Origin of the sequence: Sphingomonas flavalba (genome assembly GCF_047553045.1) — a bacterium.
GTDB classification, from domain to species: domain Bacteria; phylum Pseudomonadota; class Alphaproteobacteria; order Sphingomonadales; family Sphingomonadaceae; genus Sphingomonas_L; species Sphingomonas_L flavalba_A.
This window is the reverse complement of sequence record NZ_CP180208.1, coordinates 1915776-1935978: the sequence shown is the minus strand read 5'-3', so window position 1 is coordinate 1935978 and position 20203 is coordinate 1915776. Positions and strand designations below refer to the sequence as shown.

The following is a 20203-nucleotide window of genomic DNA, read 5'->3' as shown; positions in this document are numbered from 1 at the left end:
AAGGAGACTCGCATGGACCTGCTGGTGACCACCGAATGGCTGGAGAAGGAGCTTGGCGCGTCGGACCTGCGGGTGGTGGACGCTAGCTGGTTCCTGGAGCCCGACCGCGACCCCGCCGCCGAGTTCGAGGCCGGCCACATTCCCGGCGCGGTGTTCATGGACCTGGCCGACCTGGCCGACAGCACGACGGACCTGCCGAACATGCTGCCGTCCGCTGAGAAGTTCGCCAGCCGCATGCAGTCGCTCGGGCTGGGCGACGGCAGCCGGATCGTCGTCTACGACAACTCGCCGGTCCACACCGCCGCGCGCGGCTGGTGGATGCTGAAGACGTTCGGCGCGCACGACGTCGCCGTCCTCGACGGCGGCTTTGCCAAGTGGAAGGCGGAAGGGCGCGCGCTGGAAACCGGCAAGGCGATCAACCGGCACCGCCACTATACCGTCTGGTTCGACGACAAGGGCGTGCGGACGCTGGCGCAGATGAAGGCGAACATCGGCAGCCGCAGCGAGCAGGTGGTCGACGCGCGGTCCGCCGAGCGTTTCGCCGGCAGCCTGCCCGAACCGCGCAAGGGCGTGGAGCCGGGCCACATCCCCGGCGCCCGCAACCTGCCGCACGACCAGCTGTTCAACGCCGACGGCACCTGGAAGCAGGGCGACGCGCTGAAGGCGGCGTTCGAGGCCGCCGGCGTCGACCTGGAGCGCGGGGTGGTGACGAGCTGCGGGTCGGGGATCACCGCGGCGGTGCTGGCTTTCGGCCTGGCAACGCTCGGCAAGCGGGACGTCGCGCTGTATGACGGGTCGTGGGCCGAATGGGGCGGCGACCCGTCGACGCCGAAGGAGCGCGGCGCGGCGCAATGAGCGGCAACGACGCCGACGGCAAGGCGACGCGGCTGGCGGCGGCGGGGCGGCGCAAGGAATGGACGCAGGGCGTCGTCAACCCGCCGGTGTGGCGGGCGTCGACGATCCTCTACGACAGCGTCGCGGAATTGCGGAGCCGGCCGCAGGATACGCATGAGAAACTGTATTACGGGCGGCGGGGCACGCCGACGCAGTGGGCGCTGGCGTCGGCGCTGACCGAGCTGGAGCCGGGGGCGGCGGGGACGCTGCTTTATCCGTCCGGGCTGGCGGCGGTGACGACGGCGTTGCTCGCTATGTTATCACCCGGAGATCAGGTGCTGATGGTCGACAGCGCCTACGAACCTACGCGGGCGTTTTGCGATAAGATACTGAAAAAACACGGAATAGAGACCCGCTATTACGACCCGCTGATCGGCGGCGACATTGCCGGGCTGATCGGCGATACCACCGCCGCGATCTTCCTGGAAAGCCCCGGCAGCCTAACCTTCGAGGTGCAGGACGTGCCCGCGATCGTCGCCGCCGCGAAGGCGCGCGGGGTGGTGACCATGATCGACAACACCTGGGCGACGCCGCTCTTTTTCCCGGCGATCGCGCATGGCGTCGACCTGTCGATTCTGGCCTGCACCAAATATGTCGTCGGCCATTCCGACGCGATGCTGGGCGCGGTGACGGCGGCGCCGGGAGTGTGGGAAAAGTTGCGGACGATGACCCACCTGCTCGGCCAGTGCGCCGGGCCGGACGACGCCTGGCTGGGCCTGCGCGGCCTGCGGACGATGGGGGTCAGGCTAGCCCAGCATCAGGCGAACGCGCTGAAGGTGGCCGGCTGGCTGGCCGACCGGCCGGAGGTGGCGCGGGTGCTGTATCCGGCGTTGCCCGGCGACCCCGGCCATGCGCTGTGGCGGCGGGATTTTTCCGGCGCTTCGGGCCTGTTCTCGATCGTGCTGGACGGCGGCAACGACGCCGGGCGCGTTGCCATGCTCGACGGGCTGCGGCTGTTCGGCATGGGTTTTTCATGGGGCGGTTTCGAAAGCCTTGCCATTCCCGTCGACCCGCAGCGCATCCGCAGCGCGACGCGCTGGCAGGCGGAAGGCCCGGCGATCCGCCTGCATATCGGCCTGGAGGACCCGGACGACCTGATCGCCGACCTGGAAGCGGGGTTGGCGCGGTTCGCGGCGCTGCGCTGAACCGGGCGGTATCGCGCCACCGCTGTTGCGGCACCGCAACGCCCGGCGCCGGGAATCGTTGGATGCGGTATTTTGTCTGTTGTGCGGTGCAGCGAATTTTGCCAGATTTCGGAAATCGCACCGATCGGCCCCGCGACGAGGGCCAGCCGCGCGATGCAGGCGGGACGAACGCACTTTTCCAGAAAGGGAAGCCAATGCGCACGTCCATCTTGGCCCTGACCGGGCCGTTCCTTGCCCTTGCCGCCACGCCGGTTGCCGCGCAGGACACCGCGCCGCCGCCACCGCTGACCATCAGCGGCAGCGCGACGCTGGTCAGCGATTATCGCTTTCGCGGCGTGTCGCAGACCAACAAGCGTTTCGCCGTTCAGGGCGGCCTGACCGTCGCGCATGACAGCGGCCTGTATGCGTCGGTCTGGGGATCGTCGATCGACGATTATGTCGCCGCCGGCAGCGACCAGGAGATCGACCTGATCGCCGGTTACCGGACGACGCGCGGCGGCACCACCTTCGACGTCGGGGTGCTGTATTACTATTACCCCGGCAGCGGCGGCGCGAAGACCGATTTCGTTGAACCCTATGCCTCTGTCGCCCATATGATCGGCCCGGCGACGGCCAAGCTGACCGTCAACTATGCCCCGAAGGCGGCGGCGCTGTCGATTGGCGGCGGCAAGCAGGACAATCTGTATGTCGCCGGCGACCTGTCGGTCGGCATTCCGACGACGCCGCTTAGCCTGTCCGCCCATTTCGGCCGCAGTTTCGGGCCGAGCTACCTGACGATCGGCAAGGGCTATAGCGACTGGAATGTCGGGGTGGCCTATAGCTGGCAGGCGCTGACCTTCGGCGTCAGCTATGTCGATGCGAGCAAGGCGGCCTATGCCCCCGGCGGCCGCAATGTTGCCCGGGCCGGGGTGGTCGGATCGGTCGGGGTGTCGTTCTAGGGGCGGCGAATGCCGGCCGCGGCGAACGGCCCGGAATGTCGGATTTCCGTTTGAATTTATTCACTTAGGCTTGCGCGCTGGCGCATTGCGGTCCACCTTCCCCGCCATCTGCGGGGGAGGCGGGCATGACGATCGGGCGTTGGGGCGTCGTGGCGATCCTGACAGGATTGGCGTCGGCGAGTATCGCGGCAGAGCCGGAAGAGATGCGGTACGACTGCGACACGACGCCCGGTCATTTCTCGCAATTCGCCATGCCGCAGGCACCGGGTCGCCAAAGCCTGAGCGGCGTGATTACGGCGCAGGCGCTGTACCGGGGCGGACAGTGGCAACCGACAGCGCATGTGCGCCTTGTCTCGGCAGACGGCGACAGCTGGGTCGGTGTCCGCCTGACGGCGAAGGCACAGACCAAGGCCGTCGTCCAGAAGGGCGCGGTCGTGCGCGTCGAGATTGCCTATCGAACGGGCAAGAAGGCGGTTGTCGCGGACGAGGTTGGAATGATCCCGCTGGGGCAGGGGCTACCCTATGCGCTGACCGTCGCAGGCGAACAGGTGCGGGTGCGGGTTGGCGAGAGCGAGCAGGTGGTGCCGTTGGCGCTGGGAGATCAGCGCAAGGTGATGCTCGCCTGTTCCACCGGCGATTTCCTGTTCACCGCCATGCCGGCGCACTGACGCGGACGGGCGTGCCGGCGGGGGAGGCGTGGACGTTGTACGCGGCGGTCAACCGAAGTCCGCCGAGCGTCTGATGCAAACAGGGGCCAACGGGACGAAGCGCGAAGTTGGGCCCCTGCTTTCGCCGGAACACCAGCAGCCTGTGATCGACCGGTGGAGCGCGCCACGCCCCCCGCTTTCGCTGCCGGGCCGGTAATCAGTCCTGCGGGGTGGGGGCGGGCGCCGGGGTGGTGCCGGTCGCGGCGCGGGCGTCGCGGCCGTCGCCTTCCGGCGCGGCGATGATGTCGCGGGTCACCTGCCCCTTGTCGACGACGTTGGTCTGCGGATCGGCGACGGCGGAGCGGATGCCGGGATCGGCGCTGTCGTCGCCGGCGTGGTTGAGCGCCGTCGTTTCGGTCGCGCTGCGCTGGGCCGGGCCGCCAAACATCGCTTCGAGCGCCTGGGTGCTCGAATCCGCTTCCTGCGGGCGCGGGGCGCCGGGGGCGGGCGGGGCGAGGGCGAAATCGGGCGGCACGACCAGCGGCGCGCGCCGGGCAACGGCGAATTCGTCCGGCCGTTCGCGCCCGAACAGGCCGCTGCCGCTGGCGCAGCCGGATAGAACGGTGGTCAGAACCAGGCCGGCCAACACTGCCTTACGCATTATCATCCTCCGCGGATTTCTTGCCGTCCCGCACGAGCAGCGCCCGGGCGAGCAGGATCACGACGCCGATGGTAATAGCGGCGTCGCTGACATTGAATACCAAAAACGGCCGCCATTCGCCGAAATGCAGATCGGCATAGTCGACGACATAGCCGAAGCGGACCCGGTCGGTGATGTTGCCGAGCGCGCCGCCGAGCACGATGCCAAGCGCCAGCACGTCCGCCCGGCTGCGTTCCCGCCACATCCAGGCGAGGACGGCGAGGCTGATCGCCACGGTCAGCCCGACCAGCGCCCAGCGCATGCCGTTGCTCGATGCGGTCAGGAAGCCCATCGACACGCCGTAATTTTCCACCCAGGTCAGATCGAAGAACGGCAGGATTTCGATGTTGCGGACATGGGGCAGGGCGAGCGGGCCGACGACCACATATTTGACCGCCTGATCGACGATATAGATGACGGCGGCGAGGATCAGGCCGAGGCGGCGGGGGGGCGCGGTTTCAACCATGGACCACCGTGTCGCAGCGACCGCACAGGCCGTTATCCTCGGTCACTTCCGGCATGTGGCGCCAGCAGCGGCCGCATTTGTGGCGATCGGTGTGGCTGACGGTGACCGCCGTCGCGCCGCCGGAGACCGAGGCGACGATGAACAGTTCTTCCAGATCGACGCCGCCGGGCAGCGCGCCGGGCAGCGCCACCGCCGCTTCCAGGCTGGACCGGATGACCTTTTCGCGGCGCTGCGGCTCGATCGCTTCCGTCACCTGCGAGCGCAGGGCGCGCAGGCCCTGCCAGCGCTCGCCGAGCGCCGGATCGTGCCAGGCGGCAGCGATGTCCGGCCAGGTTTCGAAATGGATCGAGCTGTCCTCCGCCGGATAGCGGGCCTGCCACACTTCCTCGGCGGTGAAGCACAGGATCGGCGCGGCGTAGCGGACGAGGGCGTGGAACAGCGTGTCGAGCACGGTGCGGTAGGCGCGGCGCCGGGGATCGGCGGCGGCGTCGCAATAAAGGCTGTCCTTGCGGATGTCGAAGAAGAAGGCGCTGAGGTCGTTATTGGCGAAATCGGTCAGCGCGCGGATGTAGCGGTTGAATTCGAACGCATCGGTGGCGGCGCGCAGCTCCGTATCCAGCCCGGCGAGCAGGTGGAGGACGTAGCGTTCCAGTTCCGGCATGTCCGCCACCGGCACGCGCTCCGCATCGGTGAAGCCGTCGAGCGCGCCGAGCAGGTAGCGGAAGGTGTTGCGCAGCTTGCGATAGGCGTCGGAAGTGCCGGCGAGGATTTCCTTGCCGATGCGGACGTCCTCGAAATAATCGGTCGAGGCGACCCACATGCGCAGGATGTCGGCGCCGCTTTCGTCGATGATCTTCAGCGGATCGACGACGTTGCCGAGCGATTTCGACATCTTGCGGCCCTGCCCGTCGAGGGCGAAGCCGTGGGTGAGGACGGCGCGGTAGGGCGCGCGGCCGCGGGTGCCGCAGCTTTCGAGCAGCGACGACTGGAACCAGCCGCGATGCTGGTCAGACCCCTCCAGATACAGGTCGGCGCGGGCGCCGGCGCCGTAGCGCGCCTCGACGACGAAGGCGTGGGTCGAGCCGCTGTCGAACCACACGTCGAGGATGTCGGTGATGACTTCGTAATCGGCAAGCGCGCGGTCGGGGCCGAGAATGGCCTGATGATCGGCATCGAACCACGCGTCGGCGCCGCCGGCGGCGAAGGCGGCGACGATGCGGGCGTTGACCGCCGGATCGCGCAGATAGTCGCCGGTCGCGCGGTGGACATAGAGGGCGATCGGCACGCCCCAGGCGCGCTGGCGGCTGATCACCCAGTCGGGCCGGCCGTCGACCATCGCGTGGATGCGGTTGCGCGCCTTTTCCGGCACCCAGCGCGTCCGCTCGATCGCGTCGAGCGCGGTTGCGCGCAGGGTGGCGGCATTGGATTGATGGCTGAGGATATACTCTTCCTCGGCGCAGCGGCGGGCGGCGGGATCGGGCACCGGCCGGTCCATCGGGATGAACCATTGCGGGGTGCAGCGGTAGATGATCCGCGCCTTCGACCGCCAGCTATGCGGGTAGCTGTGCTGGAAATCGCCGGCCGAAAGCAGGGCGCCGGCGGCGCGCAGGTCGCTGAGGATCGGTCCGTCGGGGCCGTTGAATTTGGTGTTGATGACGCTGCCCTGGCCGCCGAGCCAGAGCCAGTCGTCACGGTATTTGCCGTCGTCGGTGACCGCGAACACCGGGTCGATCGGTGGCGTCTGCGCCTTGCAGGCGAGGAAGTCTTCTTCGCCATGGTCCGGCGCCATGTGGACGAGGCCGGTGCCGGCGTCAGTGGTGACGTGATCGGCGGCGAGGAACGGACGGGGCCTAGCGAAGAAGCCGCCGAGATCGTGCATCGGGTGGCGGGCGATTGTGCCGGCGAGCTGCGAGCCCGGAATGGTTTGAACTACAGTACCGGGAGCCATGGTGACGCCGTACCGCTGTCTGAAAGCTTCCAATAGAGGTGCCGCTACCAGATAGCGGTAAGATTCCATATTCGGAGTGGGCTGTCCGGGTCGGACAATTTGGGCGAAACTCCTAGTCGATTCCACGACGACGTACTCTATCTCTTCCCCATAGGCGATCGCCTGGTTGACCGGAATCGTCCACGGGGTCGTCGTCCAGATGACGGCATAGGCGCCGACCAGTTCGGGGGCGTTCGGGGCTTCGGTGATTTTGAACGCGACGTCGATCTGGGTCGAGGTGACGTCTTCATATTCGACCTCGGCTTCGGCGAGGGCGGTTTTTTCGACCGGCGACCACATCACTGGCTTGGCGCCGCGGTAGAGCTGGCCGGATTCGGCGAATTTCAGCAGTTCGGCGACGATCGCCGCCTCCGCTTCGAACTTCATGGTCAGATAGGGGTCTTCCCAGTCGCCCATGACGCCGAGCCGTTCGAACTGCGCGCGCTGGATGCCGACCCACTTGTCGGCATAGGCGCGGCACTGGGCGCGGAATTCGCGCGGCGGCACCTCATCCTTGTTCTGTTTCTTCTTGCGGTATTCTTCCTCGATCTTCCATTCGATCGGCAGGCCGTGGCAGTCCCAGCCGGGGACGTAGGGCGCATCCTTGCCGAGCAGCGACTGGCTGCGGACGATGATGTCCTTCAGCACCTTGTTCATCGCGTGGCCCATGTGGATGTCGCCGTTGGCGTAGGGCGGGCCGTCGTGGAGGATGAAGCGTTCCTGGCCCTGCCGCCGTTCGCGCAGGCGGTCGTAGAGGCCGATCCGCGCCCAGCGGTCGAGGGTCGCCGGTTCCTTGGCGGCAAGGCCGGCCTTCATCGGGAAATCGGTCTTCGGCAGGAAGACGGTGTCGCGCCAGTCGCGCGGGCTGTCTGGTTGGTCGCTCATCGGTGGGCGGGGATTAGCCGAGGATTGCCGGAGACACTAGTGTTTCCCGTCAATCACCCGCCGCCAGCGCGCGCCGGGCGTCGGCGCAGTCGCTTTCGATCTGCGCCTTCAGCGCGTCGATGCTGTCGAATTTCGCTTCCGGCCGCAGGAAGTGGTGGAAAGTCACTTCGATCATCTGGCCATAGATGTCGCGGTCGAAGGCGAAGAAATGCGGTTCGAGCAGTTCCTTCGGCGGGTCGAAGGTCGGGCGGATGCCGACGCTGGCGGCGCCGTCGAGCCACTGGCCGTCGGGCAGGCGCCCGCGCACGGCATAGACCCCGTAGCGCGGGCGGAGATACTTGCCGAGCGCCAGATTGGCGGTCGGAAATCCGAGGAGGCGGCCGCGCTTGTCGCCGTGCTGGACAACGCCTTCCACCGCGAACGGCCGGGTGAGCAGACGGTTGGCGGTGGCGCAATCGCCAGCCTGAAGCGCGTCGCGGATGCGGCTGGACGAGATGATTTCGCCGTCGAGCGCAACCGGAGCCACCGATTCGACGCCAAGCTGATATTCCTCGCCCAGCGCGGAGAGGACGGCACGGTTGCCACTGCGCCCCTTGCCGAAGGTGAAATCTTCCCCCGTCACCACCGCCGCCGCGCCGATTCGCCGGATCAGCCAGTCGAGCACGAAATCGCGCGCGCCGACCGACGCCAGCGCCGCGTCGAAATGAAAGACGATCATCGCATCCGCCCCGGCGGCGGCGAACAGCCGTTCGCGCTGGGCGAGGGTGGTCAGGCGGAACGGCGGGGCGTCCGGTTTGAAGAAGCGGACGGGATGGGGATCGAAGGTGGCGACCAGCGCCGGGCGGCCCTGCGCGTGGGCGCGCGCGACGGCGCGGCCGACCACCGCCTGATGGCCGAGGTGAAATCCATCGAAATTGCCTAGCGCGACGACGCCGCCGCGCAGATGCGAGGGGGCGGTCGCGCTCCCGTCAAGGCGCTCCATGTCGCGGCCTATAGGGGGATGGCGAAAATCGAGCAATATTTGTCGGACGATGGCCGATCAGATTGGTTTGCGGCCAAAACCGGTGCCGGGCCGGGACGGCGGCGGTGATCGCTGCGGCGAGGGCGACGAGGCCTGGTGGCCGGTGGCGGGCGGCGGCACGGCGGGCGGCGGCGCACGGTGGCGCAGGCGGTCCGCCAGCCCCTTGTCATCGACCACCCCGAACAGCCGGCGCACCCACTGTGGCCGGAACGCCGCGACGAGGATCAGCAGGAACAACGCCATCGGAATGACGGCGGGCGGCAGCAGCGGGGGGTGCCCGGCGGTAGCGGCGCGGGGCGGCGGAGGCGGCGCCTGTCGGCGGGCGGCGCCGTCCGTGGAGCTGATCTGGCCGGGCGTGCAGGTGCCGTCCGGGTAGGAGGGGCCGGAGCAGAACGGACCGTTGTGCGTGTCGCGGGCGAGGTCGACCAGCATGGTCGGGCCGAAAATGCGGTGGAGCTTGCCGAAATCGCCGTCCGCCGGCCAGTGAAAGACGATCAGGAAGGCAGAGACGGCGGCGAGCGGGATGACCAGTTTCGGCGTCAGCCCGGCGGCGTTGCGCCGGTCCCCCGCGCGCCATTCGTACCAGGCGATGCAGGCGGCCTGCCATTCGCGGTAGGCGGCGCGGTTGGTGAACCACAGGCCGGCGATGGCCAGCGTCGGCGTCGGTGGCTGTTCGAGCGGCCGGCCGGTTGCGTCGCACGGGAACAGCGCCGGGCGCGCGGCGGCCTGACCCCGGCGGCCGAAGCCGGGCAGGGCGGCGGCGCGCGGCGCGCGGGTGTCGCGGCGGCGGCGCTGCGGGTTCATCATCTCTCGCCCCAGCGTGGCGATCGCGGCGATGCGGGCGGCGACGGGCGGGTGGGAGCCGCCGTCATGATCCGACGGGCCGTCGAACAGCAGCCCTTCCACGGCGTAGCTGCCGGGGAAGGCGCCGTGGCCGCCGACCTTTTCCAGCGCGCTGATCAACGCTTCCGGGAAATGGGTGACGCGGATCGCCTCGCCGTCCGCACCATGATCGCGGCCGAGGCGGAGAGCGCGGCGGGCGAAGCGGGCAAGCTGCATCGACGCCATAGTGACGGCGCCGCCGGCCAGCATGATCAGCAGCATCGGCGGTATCAGCAGCGGGATGACGACCTGACGCCAATCCTCGAACCGCAGCGGGTTGTGAGTCTGGTAGAGCACGGCGGTGCGCATCAGCGCGTGGTTGGCGGCGAGCAGGCGGGTATCGCCCTGGCGGATATGCGATGCCTCATGCGCGAGGACGGCGGCGAGTTCGTCGTCGTCGAGCCGGTCGAGCAGGCCGCGCGTCACCGCGATCAGCCCGCGATAAGGGCCGTCGCCGACCGTCACCGCATTGGGCGCGTCCGCCTCGATCACCCCGAAGCGCGGCAGGCGGACGCCGAGGGCGGTGCATTGTTCCTCCGCCAGCGCGACGAAGCGCGGCTCCTCCGCCCGTTCGACGATGCGGATGCCGAGACGGCGGGTGACCGAGGCGGCGTGGCCGCGATAGAGCCGCCAGAACAGCCAGTTGCTGAGCAGCGCCAGCGGCAGCGCGTAGCGGAGCGCATAGCCGGCCGGGTTGGTGAGGATGGTATGATCCGGGTCGACGAGCAGCAGGACCATGGTCAGCGCGAAGGCGCCGGTCAGTTCGAACGCCAGGATGTAGGCGGCGACCAGCCACAGCGTGTAGCGGCGGTTGCGCCGGGCGTGGGTGACATAGCCGTGGACCGCCCCGTCGATCGCCCGCCGTGCCGCCATCGCGCCCGCGCCCCTTTTCGCCGCCCCGCCGGAAATCAGAAGCTGATTTGCCGCGATTCCGCCATTTTTGCCCGGCGATCGCCGAGCGAGAATTTCTCGCGCACCGGGGCGTCGCGCCGTGCCAGCAGGTTGCCGGGGAAGGCGCGGCGGACGGCGTTCAGTTCCTCGACCGCGAGATTGTAGAATTTGCGCGCGGCGGTGATCCGGTCCTCGACCCGGATCAGGTCGTCGCGCAGCCGCGCATAATGGCCGGCGGCGGCGAGGGACGGGTAATTCTCGCTGACCGAGAACAGGTTCTGCAGGACGTTGGCGATCTGGGTGTCGGTGTGGATCGCGGCGTCGCTCATCGCCTCGACCGCGTCAATGCGGGCGTCGAGCACGTCGCGGATCACGGCATGCTCGCGTTCGGCAAAGGCGCGAACGACAGCGACGAGATTGCCGATCAGGCCGTGGCGTTCGACCAGCAGCGCGTCGACATCGGCGAACGCGGCGTCTGCCCGCTCGTCGAGCCGGGCGATCAGCGCGTGCTGGCCGCGCAGGCGCAGGGCCAGCCACAGCAGCAGCCCGGCGAGCAGCCACAGCCACCAATGGTCGAGCGCGAAATTGGTCGCGCGGATCAGGCGGCCGGGCAGGTCGGTCGCTTCCCCGAAGCTTTGTGCTGGCATGGTTCGATCGCTCCCCTGATCGCGATGGCCGAACCAGCGCTAAGCCGGAGACATGAATTTTACGTAACCAACGACGATAACGGCGTTATTCCTCGCCGGCGCGATCAGCTTTCCGGCAGGCCGTGGGCGAGCAGGCGGAGCAGGTTGCCGCCCATCACCGCGCGAATCTCGTCATCGCTGAAGCCGCGATCGATCAGCGCCTGAGTGATCTGGACGAGCTGGCTGGTGTCGAAGGCGGTGGTGACGGCACCGTCATAGTCGCTGCCCAGCCCGACATGGGCGATGCCGACAAGGTCGCGGACATGGGCAATGGCTTTGGCGATGTCGGTCGGGGCGGTGCCGCACGCCGCCGCGTCCCAATAGCCGATGCCGACAACGCCGCCGGTGCGGGCGACGCCGACAATTTCCGCGTCGGTCAGGTTGCGGTTGACCTTGCAGGTCCCCTGAACGCCGCCGTGGCTGGAGACGACCGGGCGCGTCGCCATCGCCAGCACTTCGGCGACGGCGGCGTGGCTGGCGTGGGCGATGTCGACGATCATCCCCTTCTGCTCCATCGCGCGGACGATCTGGCGGCCGAACGGGGTCAGCCCGCCCTTGTTCAGCCCGTGCATCGACCCGCCGAGTTCGTTGTCGAAGAAGTGGGTCAGCCCGGCCATGCGGAAGCCGGCGGCGTAGAGCGTGTCGAGATTGGCGGCTTTACCCTCCAGATCCTGAAGCCCCTCGATCGACAGCAGCGCGCCGGCGACCTGCTTGCCGGCGGCGCGGTCGGCAAGCAGGCGGCGCAGGTCGGCGGCGCTGGCGACGATGCGCAGATGGCCGGCGGACGCCGCCTCTGCCCGGTGCAGCTTTTCGGCGTGCCAGAGCGAACGCTGGAGCAGCGAGGCCCAGGTGCGGGGCGGCTGGAGCTGGGCGAAGGCGAGCAGGGTGATGTTGTCGCTGTCGGCGCCGTTGGCGTCGTAATTCTGGTTCTTCGGCGTCTTGGTGACCGACGAGAACACCTGCAGCGCGACATTGCCCGCCATCATCCGCGGCAGATCGACCTGACCGCGATCGGCATGATCGAGCAGGCTGCGGCGCCAGAGCAGCGTGTCGGCGTGGCTGTCGGCGATCGCCAGCGTCTTGTGCAAGGCGGCGGCGCGCGGGCTGATCGCCAGCAGGCGGTTCGGCTCGACCTTGTTCATCGACCGTTCGGCGATGCCGGGGGCGAGCGCGAAGAACAGCGCGGCGGCAAGCAGCAGGAGCAGGACGAGGGAGAGGAGGATCTTGCGGCGGGCGGTCATGGCGATCGATCCTTTCTGCCGTCCCGCCGAAAAAATCAGCGTTCCAGCGTCACGAAGCTGTGGGTGTCGTAATCTTCCCGCCCGACCTCCCGCCAGCCGGCGAAGGCGGGGAGGACGGTGTCGCCGTCCGGTGCCAGATGCACCTCGGTCAGCTCGATGCGGTCGGCGAGAGGCAGGAACAGGCGGTAGATTTCCGCCCCGCCGACCACCGAGACGCGCGGGGCGCCGGCAAGGGCGAGGGCGGCGTCGACACTGGCGACCGGCTCCGCGCCGGGGGCGGACCAGCCGGCGTCGCGGGTCAGCACGATGTGGCGGCGGCTGGGCAGCAGGCCGGGCAGGCTTTCAAACGTCTTGCGGCCCATGATCATCGGCGCGCCGGTGGTCAGCGCCTTGAACCGTTTCAGGTCGGCGGGGATGTGCCAGGGCATCCGCCCGTCGCGGCCGATGACGCCGTTGGTGGCGCGGGCGACGACGAGGGTGATGTGCGGCCGGCTCACACCGCCACCGGCGCGGCGATGTGGGGGTGCGGATCGTAGCCGGTGATCGCGAAATCCTCGTAGGCGTAGCCGTCGATCGTCGGCGCGCGCCGGGTGATCGCCAGCGTCGGCAGCGGGCGCGGAGCACGGCTGAGCTGGAGACGGGCCTGATCGAGGTGGTTTTCGTAGAGATGGCAGTCGCCGCCGGTCCAGATGAATGCGCCCGGTTTCAGCCCGCACTGATCGGCCAGCATATGGGTGAGCAGCGCGTAGCTGGCGATGTTGAACGGCACGCCGAGGAATACGTCGGCGCTGCGCTGGTAAAGCTGGAGCGACAGGCGGCCGTCGGCGACCTGCGTCTGGAACAGGCAATGGCAGGGGGCGAGCGCCATCCGGTCGATCTCGCCGGGGTTCCACGCGGTGACGATCTGGCGGCGGGAGGCGGGATTGGCGTTGATCTGGGCGATCAGCGCGGCGATCTGGTCGAGGTGGCGGCCGTCCGCCGTTTCCCAGTCGCGCCACTGCTTGCCGTAGACCGGGCCGAGAGAGCCTTCCGCATCGGCCCATTCGTCCCAGATCGTCACGCGATTGTCGTTCAGCCAGCGCACATTGGTGTCGCCGCGCAGGAACCACAGCAATTCGTAGATGATCGAGCGCAGGTGCAGTTTCTTGGTGGTGACGAGCGGAAAGCCGTCGGCCAGGTCGAAGCGCATCTGATGGCCGAACACCGCGCGGGTGCCGACGCCGGTGCGGTCGGCCTGGCGGGTGCCTTCGTCCAGGATACGCTGAATCAGGTCGAGATAGGGACGCATGGAATGACGATAGGAGCGAAAGCCGGCGCTGTCGCCCCACTTGGCCGGGGGGCGGGGGTTTCAGCGCCACGGCGACGCGCAAGGGCGTTGTAAGCATTTGCAAAAAATGGAAATGGCCTTGCGGCGGCTGGCGGATGCTTCGTAGACTAGGGCCGGCGACTCGCACGGGGGGTGCGGCGCCGGGGGACTTGGGGCAATGCGAATAATGCGTGCGGTCGCGCTGGCGATCTGCATCGGCGTGCTGCTGGGGGCGCCTGCCGATGCGCAGGAGCGTTCGGCGGTCAGGCAGGGGTTTTCGCTGGCGCCGCACAGCGGCAAGCGGATTTTGGTGTTCCGCCCGGCGGTGTCGGTCGGCGCGCAATCCACCGGCGGCATGTTCGAGCCGAACGCGGCGTGGACCGAACAGGCGCGGCGCAACATCGACGGCGCGCTTGAACGCCTGCAGACGCGGCTGGGCAACACCATTGTCGTCGCGCCGGAAGCCTATGACGAAGACGCGCCGGCGGTGCAGGAGCATATGGCGCTGTTCGCCGCCGTATCGCAGGCGGTGATCGAATATCAGTTCTTCGTCGGCAACCGTCTGCCGACCAAGAAGCGCGACAACAAGAACGCGGTGTTCGACTGGTCGCTGGGCGAGGGGGTGGGGCGCCTGCCGGGCGCCGCCGACGCCGATTACGGCCTGTTTATCTACAATCGCGATGCCTACGGATCGACCGGGCGCAAGGTGTTGCAGGTGCTGGCGCTGCTTGGCCCCGGCATTTCGGTCAAATCGGGCGAGCACCAGGGCTATGCCGGACTGGTCGACCTGCGCACCGGCGCGCTGCTGTGGCTGAATGCCGACGGCGCGATGGGCGGCGACGTGCGGGAGGTGGAGGGTTCCGAAAAGCGGGTTCGCCAGCTGCTGGAGGATTTTCCCGGTAGCGAGATCGGGGAATAGCGATGGCGGCGATCGGCGCCCGGAGCGTGCTGGCGCTGCTGGCGGCGAGCGTTGCGGCGCCGGCGCCCGCCGCCGACGAGGCGGTGCTGCCGCCGCCCTATACCGGCGCCTATCAGCCGCAGGGCGTCGACGAGGTTGGCCAGTGGCGCGAGGATGACGAGCTGGAGCGGGCGCTTGCCGCGTCACAGTTGCTGATCCGCGACGAGGCGTTGACCGGTTATGTGAAGGGTGTGCTCTGCGCGACGGTCGGGGCGGAGCGATGCGCGGCGGTTCGCGTCTATATTGTCCGCGTTCCGTTCTTCAACGCCAGCATGTCGCCCAACGGCACGATGCGGGTGAATAGCGGGCTGCTGCTGCGCGTCCACGACGAGGCCGAACTGGGCGCGGTGCTGGGGCACGAATTCGGCCATTTCGAGAGCCGGCACGGGGTGAACGGGTTCCGCAAGCGGCGGAGCGCGAGCGACGTTCTGGTATGGGGGGCGTTGCTGGCGGCGATGGCGCCCAGTTACCAGAGCATGCGGAATTACCAGAATCTGGAGCTTTCCGTTTATGGCACCTTGTTCCGCTACGGTCGCGATCAGGAGCGGGAGGCCGACCGGCTGGGCATCGCCTATCTGAACCGCAGCCGGTTGCGCCCGCAGGCCGCCGCGTCGGTGTGGCAATCGGTAATGGGCGAGGCGGAGGCATCCGCCCGGATCAGGGGACTGAAGAAGCCCGATTTCCAGCATATCGCCTTTACCGCGTCCCACCCGCCGAATGCCGAGCGCGCCGGCTATCTGGCCGAACTGGCGGTGCCCGAAGGGGCGGACCGCGAGGACGGCGCGGCGCGATACCGTGCCGCGCTGGCGCCGTGGATGGACATGCTGCTGGCCGACCAGATCGGGCTGAACGATTTCGGCGGCAGCGATTACGTGATCGCGAGACTGGCGGAGAGCGGCTGGACGGCCGGGCTGTGGCTGGCGCGCGGTGAATTGTACCGGACGCGCGGCGCCCAGCGGGATTTCGCCAATGCCGCGCAATTCTACGCCAATGCGATTGCCATCGACCCGGCTTTGGCCCCGGCGCATCGCGGCCTTGGCCTGACCCTGATCAAGACCGGCCAGCCCGCCGAAGGGCAGGCCGCGCTGCGCCGTTACCTGACCCTCAGCCCCGACGCACCGGACGCGAAGATGATCCGGCTGATGATTCCGAAGGAGACCGGGCAATGAGCCTTTATCGCATGGTGCGGGGCCTGGCCCTTGTCTTGTCCCCGGCGCTGCTGCTGGTCGGGGCGGCGGACGCGCACAAGCTGCGCACTGCCGGGGAACGGGTGACGGTGGCGGATTCGAAGATGGCGGTCACCCCGTCGCGCGACTGGAACCGGCTGGGGATCAAGGCTGGCAGGCACGCCGAGACCTGGACTCTGGACGGCACGCAGTTGAACGATCTGACCTTCTACGGCGGGATTGCGCCCGGCGAACCGCTGGTCAGGGAACGCAGCCGGAAGCATGATCCGCTGCCCCGGTTCGCGGCGGAGACGCTGCTGGTCGAGATTCCTGGCCTGCTGGAGGGGACATACCGCACCTACAAGCAGATCGGGACGTTCGCGGTGCAATCCGTCGACCCGGTGCGTTTCCTTGGGCACGACGGCGTGCATTTCACCTATCAGTATACCGACGACGACCAGATCGTCCGCCGGGGCGACGCGCAGGCCGCGATTGTCGACGGGCGGCTGTACATGGTGACGTTCGACGCGCCGCGCCTGCATTATTTCGACCGGGATGCCGGCGCGGCGGATGCGGTGATGGACAGCGCCGGATTCTGAAACACCGGCGGTTTCGGCAGTGCTTTCCCTGACGCCTGTCCGACTCTAGGCTGGGCATTCCGAACCTTGCCGGGGTGTTTCATGACTGTCATCGCCGCCTATCTCTACCGGCACGGCCAGCGGGTGCGCGCGGTGTCGATCGACGAGCGGATCGACTGCCCGGCCGACAAGTCCGAGTTCGTCTGGATCGGCATCGCCGACCCGAGCGCGGCCGAGATGGAGACGTTGCAGCGCAATTACGGGCTGCACCCGCTGGCGGTGGAGGACGCGCTGAAGGCGGACCAGCTGCCGAAAATCGACATTTACGGCGACCAGCTGTTCGTCGTCGCCCGCACCGCGCATCTGGAGGGCGACCGCATCGCTTACGGCGAAACGTCGATATTCGTCGGTCACAGCCACATCATCACCGTCCGCCACGGATCGGCCCGCACCCACAAGCAGTTGCGCGACCAGCTGGAGGCGGCGCCGACTTTGCTCGTCCACGGCGTCGACTATGTGCTGCACGCGATCCTTGATTTCATCGTCGACGGATATCTGCCGATCGTCGAGACGATCGAGGAGGAGGTGCTGGACATGGAGCAACGCACCCTCGACAATTTCCTCAGCCGCGAGGAGGTCACGCGGATATTCACCCTGCGGCGCGAGCTGATCCGGTTTCAGCGTTCGCTTGGGCCGATGGGCGAGGTGGCGGGGCGGCTGGTGCGGCTCGACCTGCCGTGCGTCGACCCGGAGACCCGCCCATATTTCAACGACGTGCTTGACCATGTTCACCGGGTGCAGGTGATGGTCGACGGGCTGCGCGAAGTGCTGACGTCGGTATTCGAATTCAGCAACCTGCTGGAGCAGCAGCGTACCGGTACGATCACCCGCCAGCTTGCCGCCTGGGCGGCGATACTGGCGGTGCCGACGGCGATTGCCGGGATTTACGGCATGAATTTCAAGTACATGCCGGAGCTATCGACGCATTACGGTTATTTTGTCGTGCTTGGCGCGATCGCGCTGATCTGCGCGCTGCTGTACGTGCAGTTCAAGCGGGTGAAGTGGTTGTAGCGGTGGTTTTGCGGCGTCCCCGCAATGACGCGGAAGGACGGATGGGCATCAGAACAGTGGCAGGCGGTCGACTTCCTCGGCGGTGAGGGTGATGCCGAAGGCGTTTTCGAGCAGGGTGCGCCACTGGGCGGGGCTGTCGATTTCGATCCGTTCGGTGCCGTTTCCTGAAATGGTCAGCGTCCGGTCGGTCAGCGCCAGGAAACCGCCCGGCGGCGCCAGGCTGACGATGCAGTGGGTGGTGAAGCGGGTGTTCGGCCGCGTCGCAGTCCAGTGGTTGCTGACTTCCAGATCGATCGGCGCCACTTCCTCTGTCGAGAAGCTGCACTGGGTGTACCATTCCGCGCTGTCCGGCCCGCGCCCGTCGGTCAGGTCGTAGCGGCCGCGGCGTTCCAGCGTCCAGCCGTGATCGGGGTCGAAATGCAGGCGGTGGCGGGCACCGTCGTCGGTTTCGGTTTCGGCGCCGCCGACCAGCCGCATCGGCGGCACGTAGCTGCCCCCGAAACCGGCGTCGGCGACCCACGCCTCACCGTCAATCGTCACCAGATTGAGCGTATGGGCGCGCGCCGGCACCCCTTGGGCGCCCAGCCAGACCCGCGAGATCAGCGGCCGGTTGGGGAAGCCAAGCGCGGTCAGCGCGGCGCCGTACAGGCTGTTCTGTTCGAAGCAATAGCCGCCGCGGCGGCGGGTCACCAGCTTGTCGAAGATCGCGTCCGGTTCGAGGCTGATTCCGTAGCCAAGCGGGATATCGAGATTCTCGAACGGGATGGCGCGGCGGTGAGCGCGTTGCAGCCGGCCAAGCCCCTCGACGCTGGGTGCCGGCGCCTCGGCCAGGCCGATGCGGTCGAGATAGGCTGCGATATCGAACATGCGCCGTACCTAGTGCTTGAACCGTCCGGGTGGAAGCGCGGTGCCGCAGCCGGTCAGTCGGCCGCCGGCGCCGGGCCGAGCAGGTCGAGCACCGCCGCCGTCATCGCGGTGGCGCCGGTGACGATTGCCGGTTCGGGATCGACGCGGAACACCGGGGAATGGTGCGGCGGGATCGGCGGGCCACCCTTGGCGGCGGCGTCGATCACCGCCTGCGGCGTGCCGCCGACGGCGAAATAATAACCCTTCACCCCGGTATCGGGCTGAACGAAATAGGCGAAATCTTCCGCCCCCATGCCCATCTGCTCGAACGGTTCGAAGGCATCGGCGCCGAGCGTGCGGGTGAGGGTGGCGTTCAGCCGCCTGGCCAGCGGCGTGTCGTTGATGGTCGTCGGCGTCCCCTCGATCACCGTGACCACCGGCAATTTGTCCTCCGGCATGCCGTTCAGCCGGCCGACGCCCTCGGAAATCCGGCGAATACCGGCGACCAGCGCGGCGCGTGTCGCCTCGTCATTGGCGCGCACCGTTACCTGCAGCTTCGCTTCTTCGGAGATGATGTTGTGTTTGTTGCCGGCATGGAACGAGCCGACGGTGATGACGCCGGGCACGAGCGGCGCGCGTTCGCGGCTGATCAAGCCCTGCAGCGCGATGACGATCTGCGACGCCATGTAGACCGGGTCCTTGCCCTGGTTGGGGGTGGCGCCGTGCGCGCCGATGCCGGGGATGACGATGTCGACGCTGTCCGACGACGAATACTGGATGCCTTCCGACGCGCTGACCTTGCCGGAGGCGAGGCCGGAAGCCACGTGCAGCGCCAGCGCGTAGTCCGGTTTCGGGAAGCGGGTGTAGAGGCCGTCCCTGACCATTGCCGCCGCGCCACCGATCCGTTCTTCCGCCGGCTGGACGACGAAGACGATCGTGCCGTGCCAGCGATCCTTCAGCGCGGCGAGGCGGCGGGCGGTCGCCAGCAGCGCGGTCAAATGGGTGTCATGCCCGCAGGCGTGCATCACCGGCGCTTCGACTCCGTCGATGCCGACCTGCCGCGCCTTCGACGGATAGGCGACGCCGGAATCCTCCAGGATCGGCAGACCGTCCATGTCGGCGCGGACCATGACCGTCGGCCCGGCGCCGTTCTTCAGCACGCCGACGACGCCGGTGCCGCCGACCTTTTCGGTGACGGTGATGCCGGGAATGGCGCGCAGTTCCTTCGCCATGCGCGCCGCAGTGTTCACTTCCCTGAACGACAATTCGGGGTTCTGGTGAAACCAGACGAACAACTGGCCGAGATCCTTGTCGTAATCGGCCTTGATCGCCGCCTGATAATCCGGGGCGGCGAGGGCCGGCGTCGTGGCCAGCGCGGCGGCGAGCAGAAAGCGCGTGAAATGCATGGAAGTCCCCCATTCCGATTGCCGCCATCCAAGCACCGGCGGCGCGGCGAGGCAAGAGTGTGCCGCCGTATTTCAGGGTCTTAGGCGGCGGCGTCGGCGCCGCCGATATGGACGGCGCACAGTTTGTTGCCTTCCGGATCGCGGAAATAGCCGATGTAGAAGGCGTCCGGCCCTTCCGGGACGCGCAGGCCCGGCGCGCCTTCGTCGCTGCCGCCGAGTTCGAGCGCGAGGGCGTGGAATGCGTCGACCGCCGCGCGGCTGGCGACCGCGATCGCGGTCATGTTGCCGTTGCCCGCCGTCGCCGGCGCGCCGTTATAGGGCGGGGTGATCGCGAAGCCCGGCTGGTCGGGCGCGATCGCATAATAGGTGAAGCCGTGGTCGAGGGTCATCACCGGCTTTGCACCGATGCTGCCGAGCAACGCATCGTAATAGGCGCGGGCCTTGACGATGTCGTTGGTGCCGAGCGTGACGTAGCTGATCATGAGAGCG

20 protein-coding genes are annotated in these 20203 nt (G+C 68.1%); 8 read left to right on the top strand and 12 right to left on the bottom strand.

Annotation, left to right across the window (positions count from 1 at the left end):
• Positions 1-12 precede the first annotated feature (12 nt).
• The 4 genes from sseA to ACMT1E_RS09250 all read left to right on the top strand — a co-directional run bounded on the left by sseA (position 13) and on the right by ACMT1E_RS09250 (position 3645).
• Positions 13-855 carry a 3-mercaptopyruvate sulfurtransferase gene (gene sseA, locus ACMT1E_RS09265; protein ID WP_414899828.1) on the top strand — a complete coding sequence of 281 codons (843 nt, stop codon included), beginning with the start codon at positions 13-15 and terminating at the stop codon, positions 853-855.
• Positions 852-2039, top strand: a complete 1188-nt coding sequence (gene metC, locus ACMT1E_RS09260) for a cystathionine beta-lyase (protein ID WP_414899827.1) — start codon at positions 852-854, stop codon at positions 2037-2039. The genes sseA and metC overlap by 4 nt, the downstream gene beginning before the upstream one ends.
• A 194-nt stretch (positions 2040-2233) precedes the next feature.
• Positions 2234-2977 carry a TorF family putative porin gene (locus ACMT1E_RS09255; RefSeq protein ID WP_414899826.1) on the top strand — a complete coding sequence of 248 codons (744 nt, stop codon included), beginning with the start codon at positions 2234-2236 and terminating at the stop codon, positions 2975-2977.
• Positions 2978-3102: 125 nt separating this feature from the next.
• Positions 3103-3645 carry a hypothetical protein gene (locus ACMT1E_RS09250; protein WP_414899824.1) on the top strand — a complete coding sequence of 181 codons (543 nt, stop codon included), beginning with the start codon at positions 3103-3105 and terminating at the stop codon, positions 3643-3645.
• A gap of 196 nt (positions 3646-3841) precedes the next feature.
• Here ACMT1E_RS09250 and ACMT1E_RS09245 read toward each other — a convergent pair whose 3' ends face one another.
• The 9 genes from ACMT1E_RS09245 to ACMT1E_RS09205 all read right to left on the bottom strand — a co-directional run bounded on the left by ACMT1E_RS09245 (position 3842) and on the right by ACMT1E_RS09205 (position 13671).
• Positions 3842-4285 carry a DUF3035 domain-containing protein gene (locus ACMT1E_RS09245; protein ID WP_414899823.1) on the bottom strand — a complete coding sequence of 148 codons (444 nt, stop codon included), beginning with the start codon at positions 4283-4285 and terminating at the stop codon, positions 3842-3844.
• The gene (gene lspA / locus ACMT1E_RS09240; protein WP_414899821.1) at positions 4278-4790 is read right to left on the bottom strand and encodes a signal peptidase II; all 513 of its coding nucleotides are present in this window, start codon (positions 4788-4790) and stop codon (positions 4278-4280) included. Before lspA ends, ACMT1E_RS09245 begins: the two co-directional genes overlap by 8 nt.
• Positions 4783-7662, bottom strand: a complete 2880-nt coding sequence (ileS, locus tag ACMT1E_RS09235) for an isoleucine--tRNA ligase (protein ID WP_414899820.1) — start codon at positions 7660-7662, stop codon at positions 4783-4785. Before ileS ends, lspA begins: the two co-directional genes overlap by 8 nt.
• Before the next feature lie 49 nt (positions 7663-7711).
• On the bottom strand, positions 7712-8644 hold the full coding sequence (locus ACMT1E_RS09230) for a bifunctional riboflavin kinase/FAD synthetase (protein ID WP_414899819.1): 933 nt from the start codon (positions 8642-8644) through the stop codon (positions 7712-7714).
• A 57-nt stretch (positions 8645-8701) separates the two neighbouring features.
• A complete protein-coding gene (locus ACMT1E_RS09225; protein ID WP_414899818.1) occupies positions 8702-10438 on the bottom strand; it encodes a M48 family metallopeptidase in 1737 nt (578 codons plus the stop codon).
• A 35-nt stretch (positions 10439-10473) separates the two neighbouring features.
• Positions 10474-11103, bottom strand: coding sequence for a LemA family protein (locus ACMT1E_RS09220; RefSeq protein ID WP_414899816.1), 630 nt, complete (start codon positions 11101-11103; stop codon positions 10474-10476).
• A gap of 104 nt (positions 11104-11207) precedes the next feature.
• A complete protein-coding gene (locus tag ACMT1E_RS09215; RefSeq protein ID WP_414899815.1) occupies positions 11208-12383 on the bottom strand; it encodes a dipeptidase in 1176 nt (391 codons plus the stop codon).
• A gap of 35 nt (positions 12384-12418) precedes the next feature.
• Complete coding sequence (locus ACMT1E_RS09210) at positions 12419-12880, bottom strand: dihydrofolate reductase (protein ID WP_414899813.1); 462 nt, start codon at positions 12878-12880, stop codon at positions 12419-12421.
• Positions 12877-13671: a thymidylate synthase gene (locus ACMT1E_RS09205; RefSeq protein WP_414899811.1), complete on the bottom strand. Its 795-nt coding sequence runs from the start codon at positions 13669-13671 to the stop codon at positions 12877-12879. Before ACMT1E_RS09205 ends, ACMT1E_RS09210 begins: the two co-directional genes overlap by 4 nt.
• Positions 13672-13876: 205 nt before the next feature.
• On the opposite strand from ACMT1E_RS09205, the gene ACMT1E_RS09200 reads away from it, so the two are divergent.
• The 4 genes from ACMT1E_RS09200 to ACMT1E_RS09185 all read left to right on the top strand — a co-directional run bounded on the left by ACMT1E_RS09200 (position 13877) and on the right by ACMT1E_RS09185 (position 17462).
• Positions 13877-14608, top strand: a complete 732-nt coding sequence (locus ACMT1E_RS09200) for a hypothetical protein (RefSeq protein ID WP_414899810.1) — start codon at positions 13877-13879, stop codon at positions 14606-14608.
• A 2-nt stretch (positions 14609-14610) separates the two neighbouring features.
• Complete coding sequence (locus ACMT1E_RS09195) at positions 14611-15816, top strand: M48 family metalloprotease (protein ID WP_414899809.1); 1206 nt, start codon at positions 14611-14613, stop codon at positions 15814-15816.
• Positions 15813-16412, top strand: coding sequence for a hypothetical protein (locus ACMT1E_RS09190; protein WP_414899808.1), 600 nt, complete (start codon positions 15813-15815; stop codon positions 16410-16412). Before ACMT1E_RS09195 ends, ACMT1E_RS09190 begins: the two co-directional genes overlap by 4 nt.
• A gap of 81 nt (positions 16413-16493) precedes the next feature.
• The gene (locus ACMT1E_RS09185; protein ID WP_414899807.1) at positions 16494-17462 is read left to right on the top strand and encodes a magnesium and cobalt transport protein CorA; all 969 of its coding nucleotides are present in this window, start codon (positions 16494-16496) and stop codon (positions 17460-17462) included.
• A 48-nt stretch (positions 17463-17510) separates the two neighbouring features.
• Here the strand turns inward: ACMT1E_RS09185 and ACMT1E_RS09180 are convergent, their stop codons facing one another.
• From ACMT1E_RS09180 to ACMT1E_RS09170, 3 genes are all read right to left on the bottom strand, one after another.
• A complete protein-coding gene (locus ACMT1E_RS09180; RefSeq protein ID WP_414899805.1) occupies positions 17511-18329 on the bottom strand; it encodes an arylamine N-acetyltransferase family protein in 819 nt (272 codons plus the stop codon).
• A 53-nt stretch (positions 18330-18382) separates the two neighbouring features.
• Positions 18383-19714, bottom strand: a complete 1332-nt coding sequence (locus ACMT1E_RS09175; protein ID WP_414899804.1) for an amidohydrolase — start codon at positions 19712-19714, stop codon at positions 18383-18385.
• An 80-nt stretch (positions 19715-19794) separates the two neighbouring features.
• Positions 19795-20196: a VOC family protein gene (locus ACMT1E_RS09170; RefSeq protein WP_414899803.1), complete on the bottom strand. Its 402-nt coding sequence runs from the start codon at positions 20194-20196 to the stop codon at positions 19795-19797.
• Between the last annotated feature and the right edge of the window lie 7 nt (positions 20197-20203).

Coding starts and splice junctions, on each gene's coding strand:
- ACMT1E_RS09185 (WP_414899807.1), top strand. CDS start 16,494: ATGACTGTCATCGCCGCCTATCTCTACCGGCACGGCCAGCGGGTGCGC.
- ACMT1E_RS09170 (WP_414899803.1), bottom strand. CDS start 20,196: ATGATCAGCTACGTCACGCTCGGCACCAACGACATCGTCAAGGCCCGC.
- ACMT1E_RS09245 (WP_414899823.1), bottom strand. CDS start 4,285: ATGCGTAAGGCAGTGTTGGCCGGCCTGGTTCTGACCACCGTTCTATCC.
- ACMT1E_RS09175 (WP_414899804.1), bottom strand. CDS start 19,714: ATGCATTTCACGCGCTTTCTGCTCGCCGCCGCGCTGGCCACGACGCCG.
- ACMT1E_RS09215 (WP_414899815.1), bottom strand. CDS start 12,383: ATGACCGCCCGCCGCAAGATCCTCCTCTCCCTCGTCCTGCTCCTGCTG.
- ACMT1E_RS09180 (WP_414899805.1), bottom strand. CDS start 18,329: ATGTTCGATATCGCAGCCTATCTCGACCGCATCGGCCTGGCCGAGGCG.
- ACMT1E_RS09200 (WP_414899810.1), top strand. CDS start 13,877: ATGCGTGCGGTCGCGCTGGCGATCTGCATCGGCGTGCTGCTGGGGGCG.
- ACMT1E_RS09195 (WP_414899809.1), top strand. CDS start 14,611: ATGGCGGCGATCGGCGCCCGGAGCGTGCTGGCGCTGCTGGCGGCGAGC.
- ACMT1E_RS09230 (WP_414899819.1), bottom strand. CDS start 8,644: ATGGAGCGCCTTGACGGGAGCGCGACCGCCCCCTCGCATCTGCGCGGC.
- ACMT1E_RS09205 (WP_414899811.1), bottom strand. CDS start 13,671: ATGCGTCCCTATCTCGACCTGATTCAGCGTATCCTGGACGAAGGCACC.
- ACMT1E_RS09255 (WP_414899826.1), top strand. CDS start 2,234: ATGCGCACGTCCATCTTGGCCCTGACCGGGCCGTTCCTTGCCCTTGCC.
- ACMT1E_RS09190 (WP_414899808.1), top strand. CDS start 15,813: ATGAGCCTTTATCGCATGGTGCGGGGCCTGGCCCTTGTCTTGTCCCCG.
- sseA (WP_414899828.1), top strand. CDS start 13: ATGGACCTGCTGGTGACCACCGAATGGCTGGAGAAGGAGCTTGGCGCG.
- ACMT1E_RS09225 (WP_414899818.1), bottom strand. CDS start 10,438: ATGGCGGCACGGCGGGCGATCGACGGGGCGGTCCACGGCTATGTCACC.
- ACMT1E_RS09250 (WP_414899824.1), top strand. CDS start 3,103: ATGACGATCGGGCGTTGGGGCGTCGTGGCGATCCTGACAGGATTGGCG.
- lspA (WP_414899821.1), bottom strand. CDS start 4,790: ATGGTTGAAACCGCGCCCCCCCGCCGCCTCGGCCTGATCCTCGCCGCC.
- ACMT1E_RS09220 (WP_414899816.1), bottom strand. CDS start 11,103: ATGCCAGCACAAAGCTTCGGGGAAGCGACCGACCTGCCCGGCCGCCTG.
- metC (WP_414899827.1), top strand. CDS start 852: ATGAGCGGCAACGACGCCGACGGCAAGGCGACGCGGCTGGCGGCGGCG.
- ileS (WP_414899820.1), bottom strand. CDS start 7,662: ATGAGCGACCAACCAGACAGCCCGCGCGACTGGCGCGACACCGTCTTC.